Source organism: Pseudonocardia humida (genome assembly GCF_023898865.1).
GTDB lineage: Bacteria > Actinomycetota > Actinomycetes > Mycobacteriales > Pseudonocardiaceae > Pseudonocardia > Pseudonocardia humida.
The window spans coordinates 25,298-51,393 of record NZ_JAGSOV010000060.1 but is presented as its reverse complement, the minus strand read 5'-3'; the positions used below and the strand labels follow the sequence as shown (position 1 = coordinate 51,393).

At 69.8% G+C, this 26,096-nt stretch carries 25 protein-coding genes and 2 pseudogenes; 8 read left to right on the top strand and 19 right to left on the bottom strand.

Annotated elements, in window-relative coordinates:
• The first annotated feature begins 20 nt into the window (after positions 1-20).
• Complete coding sequence (locus tag KDL28_RS41715) at positions 21-1,229, top strand: Shedu immune nuclease family protein (RefSeq protein WP_252443355.1); 1,209 nt, start codon at positions 21-23, stop codon at positions 1,227-1,229.
• A gap of 688 nt (positions 1,230-1,917) precedes the next feature.
• Entirely contained in the window at positions 1,918-2,352 is a 435-nt protein-coding gene (locus KDL28_RS28125) for a hypothetical protein (RefSeq protein ID WP_252443353.1), read from the top strand.
• Here KDL28_RS28125 and mobF read toward each other — a convergent pair whose 3' ends face one another.
• The 12 genes and pseudogenes from mobF to KDL28_RS28065 form a co-directional block, all read right to left on the bottom strand.
• Complete coding sequence (mobF, locus tag KDL28_RS28120; RefSeq protein ID WP_252443351.1) at positions 2,353-6,765, bottom strand: MobF family relaxase; 4,413 nt, start codon at positions 6,763-6,765, stop codon at positions 2,353-2,355. It abuts the gene before it with no gap.
• 265 nt (positions 6,766-7,030) lie between these two features.
• A complete protein-coding gene (locus KDL28_RS28115) occupies positions 7,031-7,927 on the bottom strand; it encodes a DUF2637 domain-containing protein (RefSeq protein WP_252443349.1) in 897 nt (298 codons plus the stop codon).
• 47 nt (positions 7,928-7,974) lie between these two features.
• The gene (locus tag KDL28_RS28110) at positions 7,975-8,262 is read right to left on the bottom strand and encodes a DUF4326 domain-containing protein (protein ID WP_252443347.1); all 288 of its coding nucleotides are present in this window, start codon (positions 8,260-8,262) and stop codon (positions 7,975-7,977) included.
• Between the two features lie 68 nt (positions 8,263-8,330).
• Positions 8,331-8,873, bottom strand: coding sequence for a hypothetical protein (locus KDL28_RS28105; RefSeq protein WP_252443345.1), 543 nt, complete (start codon positions 8,871-8,873; stop codon positions 8,331-8,333).
• On the bottom strand, positions 8,870-9,553 hold the full coding sequence (locus KDL28_RS28100; RefSeq protein ID WP_252443343.1) for a hypothetical protein: 684 nt from the start codon (positions 9,551-9,553) through the stop codon (positions 8,870-8,872). The genes KDL28_RS28105 and KDL28_RS28100 overlap by 4 nt, the downstream gene beginning before the upstream one ends.
• Entirely contained in the window at positions 9,550-9,957 is a 408-nt protein-coding gene (locus KDL28_RS28095; RefSeq protein ID WP_252443341.1) for a hypothetical protein, read from the bottom strand. Before KDL28_RS28095 ends, KDL28_RS28100 begins: the two co-directional genes overlap by 4 nt.
• Positions 9,954-10,634, bottom strand: a complete 681-nt coding sequence (locus tag KDL28_RS28090; RefSeq protein WP_252443339.1) for a hypothetical protein — start codon at positions 10,632-10,634, stop codon at positions 9,954-9,956. The genes KDL28_RS28095 and KDL28_RS28090 overlap by 4 nt, the downstream gene beginning before the upstream one ends.
• A complete protein-coding gene (locus tag KDL28_RS28085; protein ID WP_252443337.1) occupies positions 10,634-12,595 on the bottom strand; it encodes a type IV secretory system conjugative DNA transfer family protein in 1,962 nt (653 codons plus the stop codon). Before KDL28_RS28085 ends, KDL28_RS28090 begins: the two co-directional genes overlap by 1 nt.
• 11 nt (positions 12,596-12,606) lie before the next feature.
• Complete coding sequence (locus tag KDL28_RS28080) at positions 12,607-13,038, bottom strand: hypothetical protein (protein WP_252443335.1); 432 nt, start codon at positions 13,036-13,038, stop codon at positions 12,607-12,609.
• A gap of 347 nt (positions 13,039-13,385) precedes the next feature.
• Positions 13,386-13,625: pseudogene (locus KDL28_RS28075) on the bottom strand (WhiB family transcriptional regulator); the annotation flags it as partial.
• Between the two features lie 20 nt (positions 13,626-13,645).
• Complete coding sequence (locus KDL28_RS28070) at positions 13,646-13,885, bottom strand: hypothetical protein (protein ID WP_252443333.1); 240 nt, start codon at positions 13,883-13,885, stop codon at positions 13,646-13,648.
• Positions 13,882-14,199 (bottom strand): helix-turn-helix domain-containing protein, encoded by a 318-nt coding sequence (locus KDL28_RS28065; protein ID WP_252443331.1) that lies wholly within the window; start codon positions 14,197-14,199, stop codon positions 13,882-13,884. The genes KDL28_RS28070 and KDL28_RS28065 overlap by 4 nt, the downstream gene beginning before the upstream one ends.
• A 179-nt stretch (positions 14,200-14,378) precedes the next feature.
• On the opposite strand from KDL28_RS28065, the gene KDL28_RS28060 reads away from it, so the two are divergent.
• Both KDL28_RS28060 and KDL28_RS28055 read left to right on the top strand, forming a co-directional pair.
• Positions 14,379-14,717 carry a helix-turn-helix domain-containing protein gene (locus KDL28_RS28060; protein WP_504967686.1) on the top strand — a complete coding sequence of 113 codons (339 nt, stop codon included), beginning with the start codon at positions 14,379-14,381 and terminating at the stop codon, positions 14,715-14,717.
• A gap of 146 nt (positions 14,718-14,863) precedes the next feature.
• Positions 14,864-16,255, top strand: a complete 1,392-nt coding sequence (locus KDL28_RS28055) for an NsdA family TPR-like regulatory protein (protein ID WP_252443327.1) — start codon at positions 14,864-14,866, stop codon at positions 16,253-16,255.
• Here the strand turns inward: KDL28_RS28055 and KDL28_RS28050 are convergent.
• The 4 genes from KDL28_RS28050 to KDL28_RS28035 form a co-directional block, all read right to left on the bottom strand.
• Entirely contained in the window at positions 16,249-17,154 is a 906-nt protein-coding gene (locus KDL28_RS28050; protein WP_252443325.1) for a phosphotransferase family protein, read from the bottom strand. The two genes, KDL28_RS28055 and KDL28_RS28050, sit on opposite strands and share 7 nt — an antisense overlap.
• Positions 17,155-17,427: 273 nt before the next feature.
• Entirely contained in the window at positions 17,428-18,333 is a 906-nt protein-coding gene (locus KDL28_RS28045) for a hypothetical protein (RefSeq protein WP_252443323.1), read from the bottom strand.
• 41 nt (positions 18,334-18,374) lie between these two features.
• Positions 18,375-19,127: an SDR family NAD(P)-dependent oxidoreductase gene (locus tag KDL28_RS28040; protein ID WP_252443321.1), complete on the bottom strand. Its 753-nt coding sequence runs from the start codon at positions 19,125-19,127 to the stop codon at positions 18,375-18,377.
• Positions 19,128-19,178: 51 nt separating this feature from the next.
• Positions 19,179-19,844 (bottom strand): 2OG-Fe(II) oxygenase, encoded by a 666-nt coding sequence (locus KDL28_RS28035; RefSeq protein WP_252443319.1) that lies wholly within the window; start codon positions 19,842-19,844, stop codon positions 19,179-19,181.
• A gap of 783 nt (positions 19,845-20,627) precedes the next feature.
• Between KDL28_RS28035 and KDL28_RS28030 the strand changes: the two are divergent.
• Positions 20,628-21,628 (top strand): annotated as a pseudogene (locus tag KDL28_RS28030) (IS701 family transposase); the annotation flags it as partial.
• 128 nt (positions 21,629-21,756) lie between these two features.
• On the opposite strand, the gene KDL28_RS28025 reads toward KDL28_RS28030, so the two are convergent.
• Positions 21,757-22,542, bottom strand: coding sequence for a DUF2306 domain-containing protein (locus KDL28_RS28025; protein ID WP_252443317.1), 786 nt, complete (start codon positions 22,540-22,542; stop codon positions 21,757-21,759).
• A 204-nt stretch (positions 22,543-22,746) separates the two neighbouring features.
• Between KDL28_RS28025 and KDL28_RS28020 the strand changes: the two genes are divergently transcribed.
• Positions 22,747-23,421 (top strand): TetR/AcrR family transcriptional regulator, encoded by a 675-nt coding sequence (locus tag KDL28_RS28020; protein WP_252443315.1) that lies wholly within the window; start codon positions 22,747-22,749, stop codon positions 23,419-23,421.
• Between the two features lie 253 nt (positions 23,422-23,674).
• Here KDL28_RS28020 and KDL28_RS28010 read toward each other — a convergent pair whose 3' ends face one another.
• Complete coding sequence (locus tag KDL28_RS28010) at positions 23,675-24,835, bottom strand: serine hydrolase domain-containing protein (protein WP_252443313.1); 1,161 nt, start codon at positions 24,833-24,835, stop codon at positions 23,675-23,677.
• Between the two features lie 29 nt (positions 24,836-24,864).
• Positions 24,865-25,530 (bottom strand): DUF4097 family beta strand repeat-containing protein, encoded by a 666-nt coding sequence (locus tag KDL28_RS28005; protein ID WP_252443498.1) that lies wholly within the window; start codon positions 25,528-25,530, stop codon positions 24,865-24,867.
• 104 nt (positions 25,531-25,634) lie between these two features.
• Here KDL28_RS28005 and KDL28_RS42225 point away from each other — a divergent pair, with 104 nt between their 5' ends.
• Together KDL28_RS42225 and KDL28_RS28000 are read left to right on the top strand one after the other, a co-directional pair.
• Positions 25,635-25,868 carry a class I SAM-dependent methyltransferase gene (locus KDL28_RS42225; protein ID WP_372497093.1) on the top strand — a complete coding sequence of 78 codons (234 nt, stop codon included), beginning with the start codon at positions 25,635-25,637 and terminating at the stop codon, positions 25,866-25,868.
• A gap of 37 nt (positions 25,869-25,905) precedes the next feature.
• Positions 25,906-26,094, top strand: coding sequence for a hypothetical protein (locus KDL28_RS28000; protein WP_252443311.1), 189 nt, complete (start codon positions 25,906-25,908; stop codon positions 26,092-26,094).
• Positions 26,095-26,096: the final 2 nt, after the last annotated feature.

Here is a 26,096-nt window from a genome sequence, read left to right as displayed (position 1 = left end):
CCGCTGTAACCTCCACGATCGTGGACGCAGGCAGCGATACAGCACTTGCGAAGATCAACACAGCGCTCGCCAGTGTCGATCTTGCGGCGCCCAATCCAGCTCATCACCGCGAGTTCGAGCGTGTCATAGCCGAGCTCACCGGCTTCGACCCCCGCCAAATATACGCGTCCACTATCAGCAAGGCCGGAAACTTCACCGTTCGAGCGGTACAGTCGAAACGTGCCCAAGAGGCCGTCTTGTTCGTCGGCATTGTGCCCGAGCGCCGTCATCTGGGCGCAACTCAGCGCTCCGCGTTTGGATTCGTCAAGAACGGCCGCACCACTGCCGTTCTCCTCATCGTTCGCGACAAGGGCTACTGGCGACCGGAATGGGGAGCGGAAGGCAGCCCGTCTGCCTCGACACCCCTGCGAATCCTCTCGAAGCTCGTACCGATCAGTATCGACGAGGTAACGCCGGATACTCCTCACATCGTTGATCTCAGGCGAGCATACGAGTCGGACCCAGAACGCTTCCGCCAATTGATCGAAGGCGATCCAGCGGCCAACGACGTTGTCGCTATCGCTCATCGAAACAAGGTGGTCGAGCGGTTTCGCCTCCTCTTGGAGGACGACGCCGAATTCGAGGCGGCTGCGCATGCAGCGGGTGGCCCTGAGGCTGTTTGGCAGCAGTTCCTGGAGGCAAGTCCCTGGGTTTTGGGCGTTAGCCTCACTGGCCAACTCCTGACGTCATGGGACGCGACACGACTCGAACAGGTCGTGGCCGGCTTCTCGATCGCCGGCAGCGGAAAGCGTACGGACGCACTTCTGCGCACGAGCGGGAGCATACGCTCCTTGGTTTTCGCGGAGATCAAGCATCACAAGACCCCCTTGCTCAGTGGAACCCCCTACCGTCCTGGCTGCTGGGCACCCTCGTCGCATCTAGCGGGAGCAATCGCTCAGGTGCAGCAGACCGTTGCAGCTGCATCGCGCGATATGAAGGACGCACTTCCCGACATCGATACAGAAGGCGCGGACACCGGCGAGACCACCTTCCTCATACGGCCACGGTCGTTTCTGATTCTGGGACATCTCGATCAGTTACGTGGCGATCGTGGCGTTCATCGACCGCAGCTACGTTCGTTCGAGCTCTTCCGACGAAACCTTTACGAGCCCGAAATCATTACATTCGACGAACTGCTTGCTCGCGCTGAATGGCACGTCGCCCTTGCCGAAACCAGCTCAAGTCACTGAGCCACCAGCCATTTTCGCCCGTCCTGCTCACCTCTTTACTATCGCGCCCACAGGCAGCTAGTGGCTCGTCACGCAGGCTTGACGAGTAATCGGTCTAGGTCCGGTGTTGGCCTTCGGGCGCCTGTTTATGGAACTGCGTGATCACTTGCCGTGCTGAGGGCTAGCTCTCCAGCCGGGGCGCCTGTTCGCGGACGCAGTCAGCCAGCTCGGGGAGGTCCAGCGTCGTGGTCTGCGCGTTCGTCATCGCTATCACCTGCTTGATCGCGGGGACCACGAGAGGGTCTGTCGGCCCGTCCCTCGGGCGGCGGGTGCTTGTCCCGCCGCGCTTCTCAGCGCCCTCACGGCCTCGGAGGCTCGCGGTCAAGGGCAGCCCGAAGGGCTGTCGCGCAGCGACGCGCAGCGCAGCGGAGCGCCCTTTACCGGGAGGGAGGCCGTGGTAAGCCGAGGGCCGACAGGCCCCCGCCGCAGGCGGTCGATCAGGGCAGTTCGCTAGGCCGCGCGCGGCCTTGAGCGCGAACGTGACCACCACACTGGCCGGCGGCCCGGCCGGGGCACCCATGCGGCTTCCCGGCCGGCGGGCGAGGCTCGTGACAAACGGCAAGAACCTGGAGCGCTCTCGCCGCTGGATCAAGCGGCTTTGCCTGGATGGACGTCGTTTCCGTCGCCTGGTGCTGTCACCCTGGCCTGCGTGGAGGTGACCGACCGGCACGTCGCCCGCATCCCGCCGGGCAACCTGCGCGTGCCTCGCGCGGAGTTCGTCGCGGTGTGGCGAGCCGCCGAGCAGCTCAACCAGGAGAGCGGCGCGCGCGGCGAGCCGGACTGGTACGCCGGCGCCGTCGCGGTGACCTGCCGGTGGTTGGCCGCGACGACGGTACGCCGCTACAACGGGCGGATTCACATTGCCGCAGCGCCAGTGACGCGCCGCGAGGTGCGCGCCTACGAGGAGCTGATCGAGGCCGAGGCACTGGCGGCGGACAACCTCGCGTTGCGCACGCCGCGCCTGCTGACCTCTCGCCCGGGCTGGTGCGAAGGAATCCGCGCCACCCTGGCCTGGGCCTGGCGGCACGAGGGACCGCCTCCCCTGCCGGTGACGGTCACGTCGGCGCACTCCTCCCCGACCTGATTAGCCAGCATCGGCGCGATCCAGGACGGCCGCGTCGCCTGCGCCGTCGGCGGCGTCGCGCTCCTGGCCGTCCACGTCGTCGGCGGCATGCCAGCGCGCCAGCTGGGCGTTGCGCTCGGCCTCCTCCATGCGGGCGTCCTCGGCAGCGCGGGAGTTGACCTCGTCGAGCACGCGCTTGGCCCAGGCCACGTTCGCGTCGGTCTCGTCGGAGGAGGGCACCCGGACCGCGTCTTCGTTGACCGGGGCCGGCCTGCTGGCGGCGACGTCTCGGAGGTCCGGGCGGGCAGCGTCGACGTAGCCGACCGCGTCGGCGTCCATCTGCTCGATGGTCGTCGGCTCGGTTCGGGTGTGGGTGTCGTGGTCGGTGAACTCGACCTCGTCGACGATCGGCCGGTGCCGATCCTCGACGGTCTGGTCGGCGCGGTGAGCGTCGAGCCATTCCTGTGCGGTGACGGCCGGCTCGGGGTCCTCGTCGACGTGGCGGGCGGCAAGCTCTGCGGCGGCTCGCTCGCCGTTGACGCGCGTGGTGGCGGTGGTTGCGAGCCATTCGCCACGGGCGTCGTCGACCTGCTGCAGCTGCTCGGCCTGCGCGTCGAGCATCGCTGCCACAGCGACGGCGTCGGCGGCCTCCTGGTGCAGGCGGGTCTGCTCGGCGGCATCGGCCGTGGCGGCGGCCTCGGCGGTTCGGAGCGCGGCGCGCTGACGGTGGGTGTCGGCGGCCTGCCGGGTGCCGGCCAGCTCGTTGGCCACGTACCTCGGCGCGCACGCCGCCTCCCGCGCCGCGGCGCGCATCCGCACCCGCAGCTGGCCATCGGTCAGCTCCAACTCGTCGCGGTCGGCCTCCGGCCGGCCGACCGCGCGCCACGCAGCGCGGAACGCCGCGTATGCCTCGATCTGCCCGGCCGCCGGCGCCCGGCCGAGGGCCTCGGTCGGGTCCTCCACGCCGCGCAGCTCGCGGTAGGCCGCCACTCGCCCGGCGTCGGCCTCCCACTCCTCGCGGGCGTCGGCGTCTGTGGGCGGCGGACCGAACGCTTCGACCGCCCACTCCGGCGCTTCCGCGGCAATCTCCTCGCCGAGCTGGGCCGCGCGCTCGTCCGCGGCCCGCGCGAGGGCGTCGAGGTAGTTCTGCCACTCCGGGTCGTCGACGCGCGGGGTCCAGTCCGCCCAGGACTCGCCGACCGGGTCGAACCGGCCTTGGTCCTTGATCCGGGTGTAGAGCACGTTCGTCGGCGAGTGCGCGTCGTCCAGCGGACGCTGACCGACCGCCGACGCCAACACCGCGTAGGCGTCGCGGCCGGCCAGCTCGACACGACGCAGAACTCGAGTCAGGGTCGCGGCACCGTCCTCGGCGGCCAGCTTCGACCGCTCCCGCAGCGTCAGAGCGCCCTCGGCGGTCAGGCGGTCGAGCCAGCCGACGGTGCGGGCGGTGGCGGCGAGCTGGGAGGCGTCGGCGAGCAGCTCGGCAGCGGTGCGCACGGACCCGGCTTCAGTGGCCGACTCCGCGGCGGTCGCCAGCGCGGACCGGTTCTCAGCGAGGTCGGCGGTGTCAAGGACGGCCTCGCAGACCGCGCGTGGGTTGCGGTGCTGGCTGTGCTGATGCCCGCCTTGCGCGGCGTCGTCGACCTCGGCCGTGGTGGCGACGTGCGCGACGTTGGCCGCCCGCCCGCGGCTCATCCCGACGTACAACGCCGCGGGGCTCGTGCCCGCGGTGACCACGCTGTGGCTGGTGTCGACCGTCAGCCCCTGCGCGGCGTGCACCGTCGACGCGTAGCCCAGCGCCAGGTGCTCGACGACGTAGTGACCGGGCAACGCCATGAGCTCCTCGTCGGAGGCATCGGCCAGTCCTCGGACGGGCGCGACCTGGAGGCCGCCGTCGTCGCGGACGGCCACGACCCGGTAGGTCTCCCGGTTGACCGGGCCGCGGCGGTTGCCCTCGTAGCCGGCCAGGTCCCAGCCGTTGAGGCGAGCTTGGACCAGGTCGCCGACGCCGGCGTAGGTGCCCTGCAGCCCTAGCGGCACGCCGTGCTCTTCGACCCGGCCCAGCCGGACGAGTTCGGCGCGTAGCTGGGCGGACAGGTGTGCGGCCTGCTCGTTGGTGTCCACCAGCAGGATCGAGCGGCGGCCGGCGAGGGTGTCGCCGAGCCATGCTTGGGCGGCGGATTGCTCGGCCTGCTCCCGCGTGCTGGCATCGACGAGCCGGCCCTGCTGGTGGTAGACGCCGAGCACCGACGCGTCCCCGGAACGCAGGCGCAGGGAGGCGTCGCGCTCCCACGGCGCGGTGAACCGGCGGGCCTCGGCCAGCTCGTAGCGGGTGCCTTCGGCTGCCGCGAGGTCCATCGCGCCGCCGGCCCCGACGGCGGCGAGTTGGCGGTGGTCGCCGACCAGCAGCAACTTGGCGTCGGCGGCCTCGACGTGCCGGTGGATGGCGGCCAGGGCGGCGGTCTCGGTCATCGCCGACTCGTCGACCACCACGAGATCGCCGGCACGCAGCCGCCAGGCCGCGTCGGTGTCGACCGGCTGCGGTCCGCCAGAGCCAGCGCCGGCGCTGAGACGGTCCTGGGTGGCCAGCCAGCGGGCGACATTCCGGGCGGTCAGCCCTTCGCCGGTGAGCACGTCGGTGGCGATCTGGCTGGTGGCCAGCCCGAAGACCCGTCGCGGGGTGCCGCCGGTCAGCTCAGGGCTACTCCAGGCGCGGGCGAGCGCGCCGACCACGAACGACTTCCCGGTCCCGGCCGGACCGACCAGCGACTCGATCTGGGCACCGGAGGTGAGCACGCCGCGCACCGCGGCGGCCTGGTCCACGCCGAGTTCGATCCCGGACTCGGCCAGCTCCTCCACGAACCGGTCCGCGACATGGCGGGGCAGCGCCGCGGCGTCCCCGTGCGCGGTCGCCGCGACCAGGGCGCGTTCGGTGCGCAGCTGGTCCGGGGTGACGTAGAGCTGCGCCCCGGGGGCCCGGTACGCGGACTCGCCGTTTGCCAGACGCAGCTCGCCGGGCAGCTGGTCGTCGCCCGGTCGGGCCGCGTCGACCGGGACGGCCAGGCGCAGGGCCTCGTCGGTGAGCCGCTCCAGGAACTCGGCGACCTGCGCGCCGGCGGTGAGTCCGAGGTGGTCCGGCAAGGCGTCGTTGAGCGCGGCGGTCAGATCCGCGCGCGTCCAGGCCGATCGCTTCGCCTGCACGTCGGCGAGCGCGGTCTCGATAACCGCGGTCGGCTCCCACGCCTGTCCGGCGCGTGCGGCCGCGCCCCGTCCGGCGAGCACGGTGTGCGCGACCCCGGCGAGGCCGCCGTCGACCTCGCGTCGCACTGTGGCGTCGACGCGGTCGAGGACCTCGTCGCGGGACTTCCCGGTGGAGGACTTCCGGGCGCGGGTCAGCAAGGTCGCCTGCTGGGTGAGGCGCTCGCGCTCCAGGCTCGTCGGCGCGCGGCCGTAGCGGGTCTCGAACGCGGCGACCAACTCGGCGGCCTTCGCCGTGAGCGTGCGACGCCGATTGGAGATCAGCGCCATCGCCGCGGGGTCGATCCCGACCACCTCGCGGGCCTTACCGTCCGGCCGCATCGCCAGCTGCACGCCGAGGGCGTCGGTGAGCCGCTCCGCGGTCACCCGCTCCGCAACCGCCGCCGCGGCGGAACGCCACTTGTAGAGCGCACGCGAGTCGAGGGTGCGGAACTTCCCGTCCGCGCCCTCGACGCGGTTGAGGACGGCGTTGTGGATGTGCAGGTGCGGGTCGTGGTCGCGGGAGTCGTGCTGGAAGAAGCTCGCGACGGTCCAGTCGTGGGCGTCGATGAACCGCCCGGCGGCGCCGCCGTGATGTCCGATCCGCGAGTAGCCGGCCCGCTCGGCAAGGTAGGCCAGGGCGGCGTTGTTGCCGGCCCAGATCGAGTCCTCGACGGCCTGCCGGAACTCACCCCACGCGGCAGCGGTCTCGTGCTGGCCGTGGTGACGGGCGGCGACCTCCTGGGCTTCGAAGGCGGTGTGCAGGAGGGTCACCGACTTCTGCACGTTGAACGTCACGTCGAAGAACGCGACGTTGCGGCGGGCCTCCCGGCCAGCCTGCGTCCGAAGCTCTGTCCGACGTTCGGCAGGCGCGTCCGGTTCCTTGGACAGCAACTGGGCGTACACCTCGTCCTCGGACAGGTATTGCCGTCCGGTGTGTCCGAGGGTGGACACCTCGGCCCACTTGGACGGGGTGCGGAAGTTGGGGTCGCGAGGGTCGAGGAAGCGTTCGTAGACCGCGCGCATGTCCTGCGCGTCGACCAAACCCGTGAGGCCGAGGCTCTCGGCGCCGGCGCCCCACCACCGGCCCGGCGGCTCACCCTCGGCGACGGCCTTCGTGTAGTAGTTCTCGCGCCCGGTGGCGACCTCACGCAGGAGGTAGTCCGGGCTGTAGCCGCTGGAGATCCTCAGCACCATGCCGGCCACCTCCGCTCGGCAACTAGAACGATCTTGCAGAGATCAACTATGGGACCGCCGCGGCCGACGGCCGCAACCTGCCGGCCGGAGGCCGGCACCACCCCTCGGATCGTGATGCCATGGTGTGCGGCTTTGATCTTTCTGCTGTTGTCGTGGCGGTTGAAGTAGTGAGTGGGGCGAATGGAGTAGTGCTGTAGCTGGGTGCTGATTGCTGGATGGGGAGCTGCTGAAGGCATGGCGGTGGCGTTTTTCGTGGAGTTCGTGATCACGGCTGGGTGTGCCGGGTAGGGGTGGCGGCGTCCGCGTTGGTGATCAGGTGCAGGGGCCTGGTGGTCGCGCGCAGGGTCGTGAGAGCGTCCGCGGCCGTGCCGCGGGAGACCTCGGCCAACCGGGTCAGCTCCCGGACCGAGGGCAGCGCCCCGGTCTGCTGGTGGTGGGCCAGCGCCGCCGCGCGGGCGCGATCCCGCGCCGGAGAGGCGGAGACGGTCGCCGGACGCTCGGACACCGGGGCGCGGCCCACCGCACCAGACACCTCGGAGCTGGACGACGGAGGGGACACCACCTCGCTCACCCCGCCGGACACCGAGCCGGCCTGCTCGCCGGACGAGACAGGCACCGACACGGCCGGCCGCGGCGACGGACGGTGCGTCCGGTCGGCCGTCGACGTGTCCTGCTCACGAGTCGTGTCTGCCGGGTTGGCCGACTGCGGCACCGGGTCCGAGTGCCGGACACCGTTCGCAGCCGCCGGCGCGGCCGGGTGGTCGACGGCCAGGAGGAACAGCAGGTGGGCCACGATCGCCGCGGCGACGGCCGGCCAGGCCCCGACTCCGAAGCGCAGCGCCGGCGCCGCCTCGAACCCCGCTGAGCCGCTCGTACCGGTCTGTTCCCCCACCGGCGGCATGTCGACCGCGGTGGGCTCAGCGGCACCGGCGAGGTAGGCCGCCTGGGCGAGCCCGGACAGCCCGGCGGCGAGGGCGACGACGAGCCAGGCGTAGCGGCGGGCCGATCCGGTGAGCCGTGCCGTGGCGGTGTAGGCGACCAGGGCGAGGCCGTCGGTGATCAGCGGGTAGAGCCAGGCGATCGGACCGGGCACACCCGCAGCGACGGCGACCTCGTAGAGGCCGTGCACGGTGGCGACCGCCGCACCGACCGCGACGGCCAAGCCCGGAAGCCAGACCGTGAGCCGTCCTGCCAGGCTCGACCCGGCACTCATGGCTGCACCGCCCGGTTACCGCTTCGAGGCATCACGTGGCCGGCCGCCGGGCTGGTGGTGTTGGCGAGTTCGAGCAACACGTCGGCGTGGCACGAGGCGTCGAGCCGGCACCAGCACGCCAGGTCACGTCCGGCCAGCTCGGCGCGGACCACGGCCAGCCGGGCAGAGTCGGCGAGTAACCAAGCCCGGTAGCGGGCCACTGCCTCAGCGGCACCGTGCTCAGCGACAGACCACGGGTTGCCCCGCCGCGACGGCCGCCCGACGTAGACGGCGCCGGGGGGCATTCGCCACCCGCTAGTTCGACACCGCTGCACCCGTACCGGAGGGCGCGGTGTGTGGGGCTTGCGGGTAATCATCGCGAGCCTCCGTCCGTGTCGTCGTCCGTGGTGCCCGCGCCCTCGTCGACTGCCAGGCGAAGGAGCTGGTCGAGCTGGGCGGTGGCCTGCTCGGCGGCGACCACCGACGTCCGCGCGACGTCGATCGGGTCCGTCGCCCCCAGCACGTCGTCGAGCCGCGCGCCGCAGGAGTGCTGGGCTGCGCCGGCGTTGGGGTCGGCGCCGTCGAGCTGGCGGTGCACCGCCGCGGCGCGGGCCTGGTCGCGGGCCGCCGCCGGCCCACCGGTCAGTGCGTCGTCGTGGGGGTGGTAGCCGTCGGCCGAGGCCAAATGCTCGACCGCGCCGAGGTACTGGTTCAGAAGCCGTGTCTGATCCGCCGCCGGCGCATCCGGGGCAGCTTCGGCGATGAACCAGTGCTGGCTCATCGGCTCGGTGTCGCCAGCCCGCGCGCGGCCGAGGGCATCGCGGGTCGCGGTGATGTCTGTGGCGTAAGCGCAGGCCAGTCGGGCGCCGAGGCGGTCGAGGTAGGCCGCCGACACCGGCCCGCGCGGTGAGCTCACCACGTTCCCACCCCCGTGGCCGTCTGGGCGGGCTCTGGTGCGGGCTGGTCGCGGTCCAGGCCCCACCATCCGGCGATGGCGTCGAGCGCGTCGAGGGCCGGCACGGTCGGTGCGGCGGTGGATGTGGTGGTCCAGCCGTGGCGGGTCTGGTGGTTCTCCAGCGAGCAGCTGCCGGCGCCCTGTCGGATGCGCCGGACGACGCCGGGGCGCTGGCGGTCGTGCCAGTCGCCGACCAGCTGCACCGAGGCGTGCTTGCCCTGGTAGGCGGCCAGCCAGGCGTGCATGAGCCAGACCAGTTCCTCGACGACGTCGGGGTGCCAGCACCAGCACTCGGGCAGGGCCTCGGCGGCGTCCGGGTAGCGGAGGAACACCCGCGCCATCCACTCCGTCAGGGCGTCGAGCAGCTCCCGTGCGGCGCCCGGGTCGTCCGGCAGCATCAGCCACGACGGCGGCGGGGCGACGTCGGCCCGCGCAGCCAGGTTGGTGACGGTGTCGGCGAGCTGGGCGATCAGCCGGGCGATTGCGTCGACCCGGGCCGGGAGCTCGGTGAGCGGGTCGACACGCTTCCGGAGTTCCTCGACCTCCCGGGCGAGACCGGCGACTGCGTCCGGCGCTGGCTCGGTAGGCGGACGCCTCCTGCTCGGGTCGTCCGGGATCGGCGGCATTCCGGCAGTAGTCATCGCTGCCACCCCTCCTCGTCTGCATCGCTGTCCACGTTTTCGTCGGCAGGCTCGTGAGCGGCGGTGGAAGCGCCGGCGTGGTGTGCGTGGTCTGCCTCGGCGACCGCGGCGCGCGCCTGGTCGAGGGCGTCCGGGCGGTCGCCGGCGCCGGCTACCTCGTGGCCGTTATCGGTGAGGATCGCGGCGAGGTCGTGGGCGTCCAGGCCCCACTGGTGCACCGAGACGCCGACCTGGTCAGAGACCTCGTCGAGGTAGCGGCCCACCATCGCCTCGGCCTGCTGCCGGCTGCATCCCACGTGCTCGGCGATCTGGCGGGCCGCCGACACCGCCGTGCACGGCTCCAGCGCGTGGATGTCGACCACGTGCAGATCCGGGCGGCCGGCCGCGAACTCGGGGACGCTCATCCCTCACACCCCGCAGCCGCCTCGTCGGCCTGGTCGTCGACGCCGGCCTGGTCCTGCTCGGCCGTCTCGCCGACCGCGGCCTGCGCGACGGCGACGCGGTCGCGGGCGTCGTCGAGTGGGTCCAGTGCCGTCCCGCCGTCGGCGCTCGCGTCGGCGCGGTGGTCCGGGTTCCACCAGGTGGCGCGCAGCGCATCGAGCCGGTCGTGGTCGCCAGCGGCGGTGGCCTGCTCGATCTCGGCCCGCGCCTGCGGCGGGGTGTCGGCGTGCAGCTCGTCGGTCCACTGCCCAGCCGCCGCCCGGCGGGCGTCGGTGTCCCTGTCGGAGAGGTAGCCGTAGCGGTGCTGGCTCTCGACGGTGTCGAGGAACTCCCGCCGCGCCCGGTCGGGGCCGGCGTGGGTCGCCTTCCCGATCTGGCCCCACGTGGCCCCGTCCTCCCGGGCCGCGCGGACGGTCTGCCACTCCCACAGGTTCAACAGCGAGGACAGCTCGTGCTGCGCGGTCAACGCCTCCAACGGCCCGACCTCGGGCTCGCCATCGACGACGCCGCGCAGGATGGCGGCTTGCTCATCGTTGCCCTCCCGCTCGGCCTTCTCCGCCAGCCGGGTGAACATGCTGCGCGTCGACCATGCCTGCCACGTCGCCAACAGCCCGTCCAACGACCGGTCTCGGCTGGCCATCAGGCACCTCCGACCGACGTGCGAGCGGCGGGCACCTTGGGCGCGTCGAGCCCGGCCGGGTCGTCGCCGGACTCGCAGGCCCGGCAGATGACCGTGCCCGTCGCCCGCCCCGCGACCTCGTCTGCCTCGACCAGCTGACCGCAGAACGAGCACCGCTCCCGCGTCCCCCGCCCGCTGTCGAGGGCGAGCGGCGTCTCCCACGCGGTGAGGTCCTGGCGCTCCCAGTGGTGCCGGTCCAGCCAACCGCGGACCGCGGCGACAACCCGGGCGACAACGGCGTGCAGCCAAGCGAGCCACCGGCGCCGGGCGACCTGCCGCTCGGACCACGACAGCCGCCCAGCGGCAAGGCGTCGGCGACGGTCGAGGTCGCGGACGTCGCGGCGGCGCCACGCCATCTCCGCCCGACCCACAATCGGCGCAAGCCCACGGCGGATCACCACGACCTGCCCCGTCGGCAGGTTCGCAATCTGCGCCGGCGCCAGCACCGGCACCTTGCGCACCGACCGCGACGCCACCCGGCCGTGCAGATCGGTGGTCAGGACCGGCTCGTCGCGCTCGCCGGCCAGGGTGGACCAGAACTCCAGGTCGCCGCGGTCGCGGGTGCCACCGAAGACCATGACGGCACCGGTGTTGTTCAGGACCGTGGCGGCGTCGTGCTCGCCGTAGCGGGCCAGCAACTGCGCGCGGGACTGGAAATTCGCCACGATCGTCACCCCGCGCCCACCCATGTCTGCCGTCCAGCTTTCGAGCGGAACGGGGCAGATCAGCGCGGCCTCGTCGAGGTAGAGCCCCAACGGCGGATCGAGCCGACCGCCCGGCTGGAACGCGGCCAAGCGGCGGGCCTCCCGGGCGATGTGCCCGGTCAACGCGGTCACCAGCGGCGCGGCCTGGGTCTCCTCCGCACCGAGCAGGTAGATCGTCGCCCGGGTGCGCAGCAGCTCGCGGATGTCGAGCGAGCGCCCGGGCGAGGCCGCGGCGGAGGCGGCGGGACTGGTCAGCCAGCCGAGCGCAGGCATGATCGTCGAGGTGATGGAGGTGCGGGTGCGGTCGTTCGTGGTGACGAACTGCGTCACGTCCTGCTCGAACGCCGGCTCCGACGACTTCCGCAGCAGCGCCGCGACCTCGCGCTGCGCCCGCGTCGGGTCCGCGACCCAGCCGAGGACGTCGCGCATGTGCTTGTCGCCGAGCGCGGCGGCGTGCAGCAGGGCGGCCAGCACCCGGCGGGCCTGGGCCTCCCAGTACTCGCGGTCCCCGCTGGCGCCGGCGTGGCTGCCGGCGGCGAGCAGATCGGTGGCGCGCTCGGCGGCGGTCACCGGGTCGACGCACCCGGTCAGCGGGTCGAACGTCACCGTCGAGGGCAGCCCGGCCAGGCCGACGGCGTTGAACACGAACACCGGCCCCCGCTGCGCGCACAGCTCGGCGGTGCGCTCGTAGAGGTCGGTGCGGGTCGAGGTCACCAACACGGCGCCGGGGGCGTCGATGACCCGCCCGGCCAGCCAGCCGGTCTTCCCGGTCCGAGGACCGCCGAACGCTAGGGTCACGTCCTCGACCGACGACCACACCCGCAGCCATCCCGTGCGGCACAGCTCGATCCCGACCTGCGCGGCCGGCAGCCGCCACCGCTCCCACCGCGACAGCCCCGACAGCGACGGGCGCACCGTCCCGGCCCGCGACCGCATCGCCGCCGAACTCGCCCCGCGCAGCACGTCGGCCGGGGACGCAACGCCGGCCTTGCGGCGGGAACGGGCGCCCCAACGGGTGACCGTGGCAGCGGTACGACCGGACCGCAGCCACACGGCCAAGGCGACGACCACGAGCGCAAGCACGATGCCCGGCCAGGGCAGCCGCTGCACCAGCACGTACCCGGGCAGCAGCGCCAGCCCGGCGAACAGCACCGCGAGCCCGCGCCCACCGCGGCGCCACAGCACGACCGCCGCCACGAGCAGGGCAGCCAGAACCACCAGCGTTGACATCATGATCCGTCCCCCTCCTTGTCGGCCGCCCCGCTCTCGACGGCGTCCTGGTCGCCGGTGTCGGTGAGGCGGTACTCGATGCCGATGTGGCCGATCTGCGACCAGAACCTGTTCACCGCCCGCTCGGCGCAGTCGACGGCCTGCCGGGCCATCTCCAACTCGGCTCCGGCGTCGGCCAGCCGCTCGGCCGGATCGGCGCCGGCGTCGTCGCGCAAAGTCCGGCCCTGGCCGTAGCCGGCGATCTGCCGGCCGAGCACGTCGGCCATGCCCGAGAGCGAGCGCAGCGTGTCGACCACCTCGGCGGTCACGGCGTAGAACTCGGAGTGGTCCGGCTCCGCGGCCAGCTGGGCGTGCACGGCCTCGCGCCATGCCGCCGAACCGGTCTCCGACGCTGCGACAGCCGCGGAAGGCGACAGGTCGTCGTCGGTCACGACCGCCACCCACCCGAGCCGAGGCGGTAGCTACCGGTGCGGCATGCGCCGCAGTGCTGGCCCAGCGCGCAGGTCATGCACTCGCACGAGCACACGAACGCCCCACCCAGCAGCAGTCCGAACACCACCAGAGCCATTCCCCCGGCTCGCACCGACCGGCAGGCGGCGGCCCAGCGCTGCGCGGTGCGCATACTCACCTCGCACCGGCGCGCCACCTCCCTCAGCGGACGCCCCGCCGCGACCAGCGCCCGACCTGCCGAGGTCACCTCCGCCGGCCGCCCGACCCGCACGACCTCCTCGACGTCCACCTCGACCACTACCGGGACTACCGCCGCGCCGCGGCGAGACCGGCCCCGCTGCCCGGCCAGGCGCCGGCGCTCGTGCTCGGTCAGCCCGCCTGCAATCCCGTAGGGAATCCGGGCCAGGGCCTCGGCCAGGCACTCGTCGACCACCTGGCACCGCGCGCACACCGCCTTCGCCGCCGCGACCTGCTCGCGGTAGGCCGTCCCGGACTCGGCGCTCGGGAAGAACAGCTCCGGGTCCTCACCCCGGCATGCCGCACGCTCCCGCCAGGACCGCGTCGGCATGTCCGTGTTCATCCCGGCGCTCATCCGACGGCCCTCGAACCCTCGGCCGGCTGGTCGGTCAGCGCCGGGCTCGTCGCGTCGTTCACGGCGGTCAGGAACTCCGAGACTGCCTGCGGCAGGCCCGCACCCGCCGGCGTGGCGATGAACAGCACGATCGCCACCAGCGAGAACACCACCGCACCCGCCGGCACCCGCGCCTTCGCGCAGATGACCGCGCCCACCACCGCGAAGAAGATCAGCACCCCGACGCTGCCGCTCATGCGACACCGCCGGGCAGCTCGACGTCCCGCGCGGTGATCTGGGCGAGGGCGGCCACCTGCTCGTGCCGCCACTGCCGCGTCCAGTCACCTAGGTTGACGCAGCGGCCGGTCGCGAGGACGTCGGCGACGATCCGCTCGATCACCGCACCGGGCACCACGTACCGCCCACCGATCTTGACGCCCGGGAACGAGCCGCTGCGCAGGTGCCGGTAGAGCGTCGACTCGTCGAGTCGGAGGATCTCGGCCGTCTCCGCGGCCGTGTAGAACGACGGCCGGTCGACCGCCGGCCTCTGCCTGTCGTGGTCTGTCTGCACTTCTGCCTCCCCTGGTCGTGCCTGTGGCGAGTTCTGTCGCCTCTCCATCCGTCCACCCCTCTGATGCAACTTCACGCTCAGATTGAGCGTAGATTGATAGTTTGTCAACAGCGATCCGCGCTCGAAGCGCACGCGGGATCGCGCTCTAGCTACGCTCGGCGCACCACGGGACCCCGGGAGTGCGTGTGAACCAGGACTGGACGGCCGTCGGCTCTGCACTGCGCGATCGCCTCGACGAGCGCGGCATGACGATGACCGAGCTGGCCGCCCGCTCCGGCGTCTCGCTGACGACGGTGCGCGAGCTGGTGCACGTGCTGAACACCCGCCGCCGCCAGCCTCGGACGCTGGCCTCGCTGTCCACCGCGCTCGGCTGGCCGGCCGAGCACCTCGGGACCGTGCTGCGCGGCCAGGCCGCGTCCGAGCCCGAGCCCGGCGGGCTGGCGACGGTTCAGCGCGAACTTCGCGATCTCCGTCGCCGCGTGGAGGCGCTCGAACGCGGTTCCGGCAATAGCAGCTGACCTCGGCATTCGGCACCTCCTCCCTGCTTCCGTCGCCCTGTCGGGCCGTACAGGAACCAGAGTGGATTTCCGGAACCGCCCACGACAGGGCGCACTCGGGGGCACACTTGGACACTCCGGCGCGCGCATCGGGGGTGGTCAGGGTCGTGCTGACGAACGAGCGCCTCGCGGCGCTGATGACCGAGGCCGGATTTCTTGATCGTGCGGGAACAGTCGGCCGCAAGAGCTTCGCCCGTGCGGTGACGAACTCAGCGACGGCCCGCGCAGCCGGCCGGAGCTATTCGCACACCTACGTCAGCCGGTGGATCGATGGCACGGTTCCGCGCGATCAAGACACCCGCAACGCCATCCGGGAGGCCCTCGGCGACCGGCTCGGCCGCGTGGTCGCGCTCGACGAACTCGGCTTCCCGACCGCGGGCGCGATCTCACCGGATGCCGGGCTGGCATACCCCGACGAACCGTCCGAGAGCGCCGGCACGGTCGCCCAGCTGTTCGACGCGGACCTGACCGGTGTGGCGCAGCTGGTGCAAGCGCCTCCGAACCTGGCGGCTGGCACCGACGCCGCGATGGCGTGGCTGGTCGGGGCACAGCGTCCGCTCGCCGAGCCAGCGTCACGGACCCGCATCGGCGTCGCGGACGTCGAGCGGTTGCGCACGATGCGCGAGTCCTTCGACCGGCTCGACAGCACCTTCGGCGGCGGCCACGCCCGCACCGCTCTCGTGCAGTACCTGCGCACCGAGCTGCCGGGTCTGCTCCGCGCGGGCGGGTCCGCCGACGTCCGTCGAGCGCTGTACGCGGGAGCCAGCGAATCGACGCAGCTCGCCGCATGGATGGCCTACGACGCCGGACTGCACGGCCTGGCTCAGCGCTACTTCATCCAGGCCCTCGGCCTAGCCGACGCCGCCGAGGACCGGCTGTTGGCCGCGAGCATCCTCGACGCGATGAGCCATCAAGCCGCGTTCCTCGGCCGCTACCGGGATGCCGCGAATCTGGCTCGCGCGGCGCAGCTTGGCACCAAAGCTGCCGGGGTCTCAATCCTCACCGCGCACTTCCACGTCATGGAGGCCCGCGCCCTGGCGCGTACCGGCGACAGCGCGGAGTGCGACCGGGCGATGGCAGCGGCCGTCGAGCACTTCGAGCGCCACACGCCTGGCGACGGCCCCGGCTGGATCAGCTACTTCGACGCTGCCGAACTCGCCGCCGAGCTGGGGCACTGCCACCGTGACCTCGGCCGGTCGGACCGGGCGATCGCCTACGCGACCAAGGCGCTCGCCTCGGCCTCCGGCGACTACGCGCGCAGCGACTTCTTCGTGGCGATGGTGCTCGCCGACGCTCACCTCGACGAGGGCGACGTCGAGGAAGGCTGTCGCGTGGCCGGCAAGGCCATCGAGGTCGGCGAGAGCCTGTCCTCGGCGCGCTGCCGCAGCTACGTCGACGAGTTCAAGCAGCGGCTGCGCAAGCACAAGGCGAGCTCGTCCGTGCGCGAGTTTGTCGGCGGCGTCCGGGAGTCCCGTCTCTGGGCTCCGGTCGGTCAGTAGGCGCCCCAGTCGCGCCGGCTCCCACCCGACCGCATGGCCGCGATCCGCTTGTGCGCCTCCCCCGCCGCGGCCTCGTCGGTGGCGGCCTTCTTGCTGATCCACGCGGTCATCGCGACCTCACGCATGTCGGCCAGCGCCTCGTAGCCTTCCCACTCGGTGATGTCGTAGCCGTAGACCTCGACGAAGGTCTGGTACTCCTCCGCGGTGTGCCAGCCGAAGCGGTCCGCGAACAACGCGGTCTGGATCAGGTCCCACTCGCGCGGACCGATGGAGAAGCTATCGAGGTCGATCAGGACGGGGTTGCCGTCGCCGTCGACCAGGACGTTGCCGACGTTAGCGTCTCCGTGGATCACGCCAGCGCCGAGCGGGAAGGTCGCCGCGGCGAACTGCTCCCGTGCGCCGGCGTACCGGTCACGGAGGTAGCCAGCGTCAGCCGGATCTAAGCCCTCGAACGTCGGCAGAGGGACGTCAAACTGCCCGAACGGGTGCAGCGTGGGCAGCTGCACAGATGGCGGGGGCGGGGGCAGCTCGTGCAGCCTTCGAATCAGCACAGCGACTTGACGGATCGGTGCGTAGGTGGTCTCGGGCGCGATCGACTCCCAAAAGGTAACCACGCGACCGTCGGCCTCAATCGGCTGCGCGATGCGGCTCGCTCGCGTTACCGGATAGCCCACTGCATCTAACCACCGCGAAACCGCGATCTGCTTGACAGCGTTAGGGAGTGCGGTGACGTCAGGAGCTACCCGTGCGATGATTGTCGGATCGAGCCGGAACACAGCGTTCGATCCCAACCGGATGAGCTTGGCGTTGTCAGCGGGTAAGCCGGCAATCAATGCGGCTCGCTCCAAGGAGCGCCGCGCAGAGTGCTCACTGAGAGAGTCGGTCGCCAGTTCCGTCATAGTGGCTATGCGCCTGCCTTGGGGTCGTCATCACACACTGCCGATGCTGATTTACGCATCGCCCGACATCGATTTCATCGGCTCCGCCTGGCGACTCAACGGCTAGAATACACCCCCGCACGGAGACCAGGCGGTCAGCCACGGGTAGGCGACGACCCAAGTTCCTAGTCGCGCAACTAGCATTCGCTATCAACCTGGTCTCGAACGGTCACCATAGCAAGTTGCCGAACAATAGCCCATACCGGACCCCTTTTGCCGCTGCACGAACCCGGCCTATGAGGAGGGCGGCGGGAGCACTTCGTACCGGGTCGTATAAGTTCGAAGATTATCAAAGCGCCGGCGATAGGTTGCAATCTCGCCTCTATTCATGGTGACGTAGCCCCTCGCAGTGCCATCCTGAGAGTGCTCGTCAACTAGAACAACTCGGCGGTCAAAAGCAATGAGGCCATCCCCCAGGTCAGATAAAAGTTGAGGATCGACTGCCCGAAGGCGCTCGCGCGTTACGTATCGAATATCTGCGCGCGGACCGGCGGCGATCTGCTGAGCAACTGGATGTAACGCGCGAACCGTTTCTATCTCGGCTTGAGGCACCACAAATGTGCGAGCAAGGGTTACGCCTCGCTGAACCGCGGCGACGTTGAGGTCCAGAAATTCGCGCTCTTCCGGGGTGTCATCCCACTCGCACTCGAGCATCATCGAAACTGCCCAAATTTCTCCCCCTGATGGCTGGTCGCGAAGCATCGGAAGAAGCCAACGATAGTACTCGCCCGTTACCAGGGTGTTCGATCGCTTAAGACGCGCGAGGCGCTCGAGGTCGTTCTGGGCATCAGTGAGTATCTGCTCCTTCACTCTGGCGAAGTCTGGTTCGACTATCTCGTAGTAGAGGGACTGCAACTGACGAAGCTGAGCAGAATCCGTCGACCTGCTCAAGTCCACGAACTGCGTCATCCGATCGATGGTGTCGAGCCGTTCTTCAACATACGCCCGAGTTTGCTTAACCTCCTCGCGAATATTCTTGAGGAGCAGATAACGACCTAATATCTGAAATGCTCCGATGATCCAAGTTATCTGCGCCAATTCCTGAACATCGAGAAGATACAGGAGCAGGCCGAGCCCGCCAACGGTAGCGATCTCCGCAAACAGCACGCGCAACTCGGCGGCAGTTGACTGTGAGGGCACGTCTCGGCGAACCTTCTACTACAAGGTATCTGGGCCTGCGTCTACTTGCCAGGATACTCGGATTGAAACTCGAACTTCGCGATCGTGTCTACGCCGGAGTACCCACCATCGGCCACAATGGTAGAGCCATTAACAAATTGCGCGTCTCGTGAAGCGAGGAAGGCAACGACACCCGCCACCTCCGCGGCATCCCCCAATCGCGCGAGAGGCGTGATGCGACGAGACATATTAAAGACCTCGTCAGTGTCCATCACACCGCCGATCCATCCAGCCGCAACAGCATTTGCACGAATAGATCCAGAGGCGATGTTGGCGATTGACTTGACGAGGTTGTGCACTCCTGCCTTCGTTGCGGCGTAGGCGTGGGCCCCGAAAGATCCAATGAACCCCTCAGTGCTCGTGACAATAGTCAGGAACCCGCCATTAATTACCTTGGATCGAGCCGAGTGATAGACCACCTTGGGGAGCGTTAGGTTAATTGCAAGGCTCTTGTTCCAGACGTCCAGCTTGAAGTCGTCGGGGTCTTCCATTGCAAAGTAGAACTCAGCCACAACGATGCCCGAAAGCTCCTCGGGCAACTCGTTGATGTAACTGGTAACCACGGTGAGGTCCGAGTGATCCAACTGCTTCAGCTTTAGACGGCTGTCCGTTTCGCCAAATGAGAACTGCTCCACCTCCTTGGCGTATTCATTGTCGATGGTCCCGTAGACCTCGAACCCATCCTCAAGAAATCGCTTAGTGACGGCTTGCCCAATTCCGGGTCGGCCAGCTCCAAGTACGAGTACTGCAGGCATCGTGCTGCTCCCAACGAGGTTCGAGCGGTTCCATTACCTACTCTACTGCATCTACATGTGGCGGAACAAGTGGGTGGTCAGATCGGGTGGTCGACTGCTTTCGGGGCAACTAGGTGTGTAAAAGTTCATTGCTACTGCCACTCGCGTAGCACCGCGTCTGCGAAGCGGGCGAACGTAATGCGGATTCCTGCGCGCATCGAAAAAGATGAGACAGCCGGACGTTGGGTAAATGACAGACGCGTTAGAATCTATTCCTACCGTTCCGACGGCGTGGACATCTTGTGCAACAACCAGCTCGCCACCATCGCCTGGAGGATGATCCGTTACATAAAGCATCCCTTGTAGTGGGTTAGTATCGACATGCGCTTCATACCGCATCTTGATACCAGTCTGAACATTCAAATTCGCCGCAATCTTCGGGTCGCCCGCGGGAGACAAGGTCTCCTGCACCACGGTCTGTCCCAAATCGCGGAATGGCCCGCGGTATAGGTCGAGCAGCCAAGGCGCTTCTCGGCTCAGTACAATGCCGTCCACTGTGGCAGTAGGCACCTCAGTCACGTCCGACACTTCCCGCGAAGTAGGGGAATCAGGAATGAGTGTAATCTGCTGGGCGTGATGCTCTGCTATGGACAACAACTGGGAGGCCCAATCCTGGGGAAGAATTGAACGTACATTGAAGGTGTGCCACCGGAAAATTTCTAATCCGTTGTCATCCATCCGTTCCTGCGACTCCGTTTCGCCGTTTTCCCCACGATTGCCCAACCTGACCCTCACCAACTCACTTCACAGACGCCAAGTCCGCGTCTGCTGCCTCTTCTCGCTCTGTGAAGCCAGTGTGTTACGTCAGGTGATGCGCCGTGTCGATACCTCGGTGATCGTCCGCCCGTTAGCGAGCTCAGGGGGTGCGCCCCGGCTGAGGTCTCTGACGCAGGTCACGGGGAGACCCGGTACTCGACGAGCACCTCCGCAGGCGTCAGCGGTGCCAAGCCGTATCAGCCCCTCAGCTGGCCATCGATCTGCTCCCCCGAACGCCGCTCGGCGCGGAGTCGTTGACAGCTACGCTCCCATCGCGGCGGCGGGGCCTTCGTGATGGCTTCCCAGATGCAGTCTCGGCCCTGAGCAATCGACCTGCTTCAGCTGGGGCTCATGGAGCTACACGTGGGGCGAACCACTGCTGACAGATGCGCAGCATGCCAACCGCACCAAGAAGGTCAGCAGCGAACCTGCATGTCACCCACTATGCCCGGCCAGTGCGACCGATTCCTAAACCGTGTGTCGCAGGTTCGAATCCTGCCGGGGGCACCCCTCTCTGACCTCACGAAACCGGCCCTCCACCTGCTGAAACAGGAGGGGGGCCGATCTTGTTCTGTCCGGCTCTGTCCGGCCGTGAGCGAGGCGTGGCGACTGTCCGTGCCCGTACTGTGCCCGCGCCGCGCCCGCGCCGCGCCCGCGACGCAGGGAGGGCGGGACTCGCGCGACGTCGTCACCGACACAGTGAATGACGCCGATGGTGTTCGCGACGATCTGCGCGCCTATGCCGTGGAGCATCTCGGCGAGCCGGGCGCGGTGTTGATCGTCGACGAGACCGGGTTCTTGAAGAAGGGCCTCAAGTCCGCCGGGGTGCAGCGCCAGTACTCCGGCACCGCGGGCCGGATCGAGAACTGCCAACTCGGTGTCTTCCTCGCCTACGCCACGCCCAAGGGCCGGACGTTGATCGACCGGGAGCTCTACCTCCCGAAGTCCTGGATCGCCGACACCGCTCGACGGCGAGAGGCGGCGGTGCCCGAACAGGCGGAGTTCGCCACCAAGGCGGTGTTGGCCCAGCGGATGCTGGCCCGAGCGCTGGACGCCGGTGTGCCCGCGGGGTGGGTGGCCGCGGACGAGGCCTACGGGCAGGACTACAAGTTCCGCACCTGGTGCGAACACAACAAGATCGGCTACGTCGTCGCCGTCCCGCGCAGCCAGTCGGTCCCGCTACCGCTGGACGCCGGGTTCTCCCTCGGTTCCCGCCGCGCCGATGACCTGGTGGCCCAGGCACCCGCGCAGGCGTGGAAGCGCCGCTCCGCCGGCCCGGGAGCGAAGGGTGAACGGCTCTACGACTGGGCCGTGGCCTCGCTCTACCCGTCCGAGCACACCCCGCCCGGCTGGGGGCGCTGGCTGCTGGCGCGCCGCCAGATCCTCACCACCGAGCAGGTCGAGCAGGGCAAGACCCGGAGATCGCCTACCACCTGTGCGCCGGCCCGCCCGGCACCCTCGATGAGGACCTGATCCGGGTCGCCGGGGCGCGGTGGGCGATCGAGGAGTGCTTCCAGACCGCGAAGACCGAGGTCGGGCTCGACCAGTACCAGGTCCGCCGCTACGACGCCTGGTATCGCCACATCACCCTGGCCCTGCTCGCCCACACCTACCTCGCCGTCACCGCCGCCATCGCCCCAAAAGACCTGATAGCGGCCTCATCCCGCTCACCCTCGGCGAGATCCGCCGTCTCCTGGCACACCTGACACCCACACCCGTCGACACCGCTCTCGTCTGGGCCTTGTCCCGCTGGCGACGCCGCCACCAACACCGCGCCCGCACCAGCCACTACCGACGACGAACCGGCATCCCGTAACAATCTGCGGCTGGAGTGCTAGTGCGGGCGGTGCCGGGCGCGATGGCCTGCCTCGGGGCGTCGCTCGCCCGTCCTCGTGTTCCCATCACGAGAAGCAGAGCGGCCGGCGCCGGGTCGGCGGCGATCCAGCAGCCAGTCCGTGAGTAGGAGCAGGAGAAGGGGACTGAGCCAGACGCCGATGCTCACGGCGCTGTACTGCATCAGTTCGGCGCTGCCGAGGAAGGTCGTGTCCACCTGGGGCGTGAGCACGATGGTGGCCGCGATGTTGATCACCCGGCTCAGCACGATCGACATCGTGAGTGCGAAGCTGCGTGCCATCCACCTGCGGTGATCGGCGTAGCGGCGCTGCCGGGCAGCTCGCAGCCCGTAGACCGTGACGACGAGCCAAAGCGCCGAGCCCACCAGGTTGGCCACTTGAACGGAGGGTCCGGCCGAGGTGTGCCAGCCGATGTAGAGCCCGAGCAGCCCAGCGGGCAGCACGCCCGCGAAGGCGTAGACCCGGCCGGTGATCCGGTGCCCGCGGCGGTGGCTGTTGCGGAACGCGGGCCAGATCTGGAAGCAGGCCGTTGTCATGGCCACCGTGCCGAAGACGACGTGCGCGACCAGCAACGGGTAGTAGAGGTCGTTGCCGGCCGGCGGTTCCAGGCGGGAGAGAGCCGGGTCGAAGGTCAGGTAGGGCGGTACGGAGAAGGCCAGGAACGCCGCCACCACCAGCAGCAGCGGAACGATCCAGGGTCGTCGCCACCAGGGCTGCGCCAGCGGCGGCGCAGGGGTGGTCCGAGGTGCGTTCGTCGTCGAGGTCATGACGGTCCGTTCACGGGTCGGCCGGCCAGAAACTACGTACAGCATACATATCTCTGTATGACGTACATAGTTTTAGACTGGGGCCACGACGACGGATGGCGGACGGTGGCACGAGACAACAAGGGACCGGATCTCCGACGCAGCATCACGCTCCTGTGGTCGGGGCGCGCCCCGGGCAGGCGCGGGCCTCGGCCGCAGCTCAGCGTGGAGCGGATCGCGCAGGCCGCGGCCCGGATCGCCGATGCGAACGGGCTGGACGCGGTGTCCATGCAGCGGGTGGCCACCGAGCTGGGCTACTCGACGATGTCGCTCTACAACCACGTCCCGAGCAAGGACCTCCTGCTGGAGGTGACGGCCGACGTCGCGGCCGGGCAGCCACCCGAACTCGACGAGGTGGGAGACCCCCGGCGCGCCGTCCGGCAGTGGGTCGGCGCCTTGTGGGCCGGATTCCAGACTCGCCCCTGGTTGTTGGGGGTGCCACTCGGCCACGCACCGGTGGGACCCAACCAGCTCGCCTGGCTCGATCGCCTGCTGCGGCCGCTGCTGGCGGCCGGGCTGGTCGGCGGCGAGGCGCGGGCGGCGGCCCTGCACCTCACCGCGATCGTGCGCGGCCTGGCCCAGATAAGCCTGGACATGACCGGGCACCAGGGCGATGGCGGGTCCCCCCACGGGGAAGCCGAACTGGCACGAGCGATCGCCGATCTGCTCGACCCGCAGAGCTACCCCGCACTGGCCGCCGTCCACGCCGCCGAAGCCGCCGAAGCCGCCGGCCGGTACGCGGGGGTCGACGAGGACGGGCTGGTTCCCGAGCTCGCCTTCGGCGTGGACCGATTCCTCGATGGCGTCGAGGCCTGGATCGCCCGATCCCGTAAGGTCTGACCCCGGGCGCAGACGCGCGCCGACCTGCCGACAGACCAGGGAGACCCCGCGTCGACGAGCCGGCCGACGCCCGGGTGCGGCCGATCGAGCCGTTCGGTCAGGACCCACGGTTCTGGCCGTGGGCGCCAGGCGTCACGCTGCTCGGCGATGCCGCACACCTGATGGTGCCGGTGGGGCAGCTCGCCGACATGGCGCTGCTCGCCGGCCCCCGCCGGGATCCGACCGCACCTCCGCTGGGTGACGGTCCGAGTGCTCAGCCCGTCGGCTGAGCCGGCTCGGTCGCCTCGTCGGTCGATCCGGCCTGCCCGCCGCAGAACACCTCCTCGACGAGCCTCTGCATCGCCTTCTGGAACGCGCCGGCCAGGGACATCGCGGCGTCGTCCACGTAGTTCAGCGAGGCGGTCAGGGTCTTGCTGCCGTCGGGTGTGCTGTACATCAGGGCCGCGTGGCCGGCGATGCCGCCGTTGTGGGTGATGACGGTGCCGCCGCAGGCCGTGTCCTGCACGAACACCCCCAGGCCGTAGCCGGCCTTGGGATGCGGTGTGCACATCTCGGCCAGCAGTGGGGCCGGCAGGAGGGTTCCGCCCATGAGCGCGGAGATGAACGTGTGGAGGTCCTGGGTGGTCGAGATCATGTCTCCGCCGCTGGAGATCCAGGAGGGGTTCTGGCGGGTGACGTCGACCGTCTTCTGCTGGTCGGCGTCGTCATAGCGGTAGTAGGCGTGGGTGTGCGGCTCGGGGATCTCCGGCTGGGTGTCCGGCACCACGGTGCCCGACAACCCGAGTGGCCCCAGGATCAGCCGCTGCATCTCCTCGGCGAGTGAGTGGCCGGTGACCTTCTCGATCAGCAGCCTGGCCAGCACGTAGTTGGTGTTGGAGTAGCTCCAGTCCGTCCCCGGCTCGAACCGCGCCGGCTTGGACAACGCCAGCCGTACCAGCTCCTCCGGCCGGTAGGTCGTGAACCGGTTGTCCACCCACTCCTGGCCCTGCCAGGGGATCCCCGGTACGACCGTCCCGTCGTCGTAGTACTCGCCGGTGAAGTTGAACACCCCGCTGGTGTGCTGCAGCAGCATCCGCACCGTGATCGACCGGTCCAGCCCGAACTCGGGCAGGTAGTCATCCGCCGGGCTGTCCAGTCCGATCTTGCCCTCGGCCACCAGTTGCAGCACCAGGGTCGCGGTGAAGGTCTTGGTGTTGCTGCCGATGCGGACGTGCCCGTCGACCGGCGGCTTCGCGGTCCCACCCAGCTCGGCCACCCCGGCGCTGCCGACCCACCCGCCCCGCTCGTCGTGCACGCGCACCTGCACCCCGACGAATCCGGAGTCGACGACCTCCCGGATGGTCCTCCGCAGCTCCGGGCGGTCCGGCCCGGTCCGCGCGGCGAGCTCGTCCTGGTTGGTAACGGTGATGGACATGGTTTGTGTACTCCTCGGAGAGTTGCGGGTCAGAGGCTGCGGGCGGTGATGTCGCCGTAGGCGGTGGTGGCGCGGACGTCGAGTTCGGCGGTGCCGTCGTTCTTGAAGGCGTTGCTGACGCGGCCGTGGCCGGTGCCGGCGTCCAGGGCGGCCGACACGCCGTCGGCGGCGACGACCGAGATGTCGCCGGATCGGGTGCGGAGTACGACCGTGCCGTGCACGGCCTCGGTGATCCGGATGTCGCCCCTCTCGGTGCTGATCTCCGCGGGACCGTTGAGCCGACCGACCTCGACATCGCCGTCGATCGCGGTGAGGCGGACGCTCGCGGCCTCGTCGATGCTGATCTGGCGGTAGGCGCCCGCGAAGGCGATGTCGCCGAGGCGGCCGACACCGCGGAGCTCGGCGCCGGCTGCCCTGCCCTCGACGCGGGAGCCGGCAGGCAGCTCGACGGTGATCTCCAGGGACCCGGAGGGCCCGGAGATCCGGTTCGCGGGCTCGGGGGTGTGGATCCGCAGGACTGCGTCGGCGTAGGCGACGGCGGTCTGCTCAGCGGTCCGGGCGTCGCGGCTCCTGGCCGGGTCGGCGGGCAGGACCTCGACGGTGGTGTCGGCGCGGTCGGTGGCGACGAACCGGATGCGTCCGGCAGGGACGTTCACAACGGCGGTGATGGGGGCAGGGGTGTCGAACTTCTGCATCGTGCTCTCGTCGTCCTGGTCGGTGACGGTGATGGACGTGACGGGGATGGACATGGTGTGCGCTCCTTCGAATCCGTTTCTCGGGTTCGGTTCGGGCGTGGTCGATGCCGTGGCGGTCGCCGTCGCGGCACGGGGAGTGCGCGTGTTCGGTGGCGGGTGATGTCGAGGGCGACGTCGTCGCGTCCCTGGTGCTGCACTACCTGGAGGACTGGACGGCACCGCTGGCCGAACTGCGGCGCGTGCTGAGGCCCGCTGGGCGGCTGATCGCGTCCGTCGAGGCCCCTTTTCGTCGTCCAGATGCTGGCCGAGCCCGGTGCCGACTACTTCGCGACACGTGAGTACTCCTACGAACTCACCGTCAACGGGTAGACCGCCGTGCTGAGCCTCTGGTACCGGCCGCTGCACGCCATGGCCGACGCCTTCACCGGAGGGGGTTCCGGATCACTGCCAATCAGCGACCCGCCGCCCGCACCGAGCGCCCGTGAACTGTTGCCCGACGTCTTCGAGAAGCGGGCATCGGGAGCCTTCCCGTGCTTCCTGTTCTTCGTTCTCCAGGCCGACTGACG

Coding starts and splice junctions, on each gene's coding strand:
- mobF (WP_252443351.1), bottom strand. CDS start 6,765: ATGGTGCTGAGGATCTCCAGCGGCTACAGCCCGGACTACCTCCTGCGT.
- KDL28_RS28110 (WP_252443347.1), bottom strand. CDS start 8,262: ATGCCCCCCGGCGCCGTCTACGTCGGGCGGCCGTCGCGGCGGGGCAAC.
- KDL28_RS28100 (WP_252443343.1), bottom strand. CDS start 9,553: ATGACTACTGCCGGAATGCCGCCGATCCCGGACGACCCGAGCAGGAGG.
- KDL28_RS28095 (WP_252443341.1), bottom strand. CDS start 9,957: ATGAGCGTCCCCGAGTTCGCGGCCGGCCGCCCGGATCTGCACGTGGTC.
- KDL28_RS28090 (WP_252443339.1), bottom strand. CDS start 10,634: ATGGCCAGCCGAGACCGGTCGTTGGACGGGCTGTTGGCGACGTGGCAG.
- KDL28_RS28070 (WP_252443333.1), bottom strand. CDS start 13,885: ATGAGCGGCAGCGTCGGGGTGCTGATCTTCTTCGCGGTGGTGGGCGCG.
- KDL28_RS28050 (WP_252443325.1), bottom strand. CDS start 17,154: ATGACGGAACTGGCGACCGACTCTCTCAGTGAGCACTCTGCGCGGCGC.
- KDL28_RS28040 (WP_252443321.1), bottom strand. CDS start 19,127: ATGCCTGCAGTACTCGTACTTGGAGCTGGCCGACCCGGAATTGGGCAA.
- KDL28_RS28035 (WP_252443319.1), bottom strand. CDS start 19,844: ATGGATGACAACGGATTAGAAATTTTCCGGTGGCACACCTTCAATGTA.
- KDL28_RS28025 (WP_252443317.1), bottom strand. CDS start 22,542: ATGACCTCGACGACGAACGCACCTCGGACCACCCCTGCGCCGCCGCTG.
- KDL28_RS28010 (WP_252443313.1), bottom strand. CDS start 24,835: ATGTCCATCACCGTTACCAACCAGGACGAGCTCGCCGCGCGGACCGGG.
- KDL28_RS28005 (WP_252443498.1), bottom strand. CDS start 25,530: ATGCAGAAGTTCGACACCCCTGCCCCCATCACCGCCGTTGTGAACGTC.
- KDL28_RS42225 (WP_372497093.1), top strand. CDS start 25,635: ATGCCGTGGCGGTCGCCGTCGCGGCACGGGGAGTGCGCGTGTTCGGTG.